2 protein-coding genes are annotated in these 522 nt (G+C 42.9%); both read left to right on the forward strand.

Annotated features, from left to right (window positions below):
- On the forward strand, positions 1–194 hold a 194-nt coding region (locus EAE92_RS24230; RefSeq protein WP_214069876.1), incomplete at its 5' end, for a DUF3164 family protein.
- 1 nt (position 195) lies between these two features.
- A complete protein-coding gene (locus EAE92_RS24235; RefSeq protein WP_214069877.1) occupies positions 196–384 on the forward strand; it encodes a hypothetical protein in 189 nt (62 codons plus the stop codon).
- The last annotated feature ends 138 nt before the right edge of the window (positions 385–522 follow it).

Below are 522 nucleotides of genomic sequence, written 5' to 3' on the forward strand. Positions count from 1 at the left end.
AAGGTGACATTAATACAGGTCGTGTCCTGGGTCTGCGTCGGCTGGATATTGATGATGAGCGTTGGAATAAGGCGATGATTGCTATCGGAGAAGCTTTGCAAGTTATCGGCAGTAAATCCTATATTCGAATTTATGAGCGTGTAGGGGATACTGACCAGTACAAGCCAATACCGTTGGATATCGCCGGGGTCTGATATGAAAGCAATACAGTTTAATCAGCGTTATCGTGTTGGCGACAGTTTTATCTATCAGCCCAACAAAATATTACGTGGTGGAACGCCGGTTAAGACAGTGGATAAAGCGAAAGACTTAACCAATTGCACGGTAGTTGAAATTAGTACTGAACCTTATTTTGTCAGAACAGATTATTTAACTCCGGCGTGATTTAGCACACCACAAAATTAAAGACGGTTTAAACATGGCGTAAACCCGCCAGGGGCGCGCTTACGCCAAAATTGAGGACAGCAACAATGAATATTGATAAACCAGGATGGAAAGCTATTGAAGAAGAGCTGAAAAGTC

The organism is Photorhabdus hainanensis, assembly GCF_018448965.1.
Taxonomy (GTDB): Bacteria; Pseudomonadota; Gammaproteobacteria; order Enterobacterales; family Enterobacteriaceae; genus Photorhabdus; species Photorhabdus akhurstii.

Bases quoted from the DNA above. Each gene is read 5' to 3' on its own strand.
- EAE92_RS24235 (WP_214069877.1), top strand. From the start codon at position 196: ATGAAAGCAATACAGTTTAATCAGCGTTATCGTGTTGGCGACAGTTTT.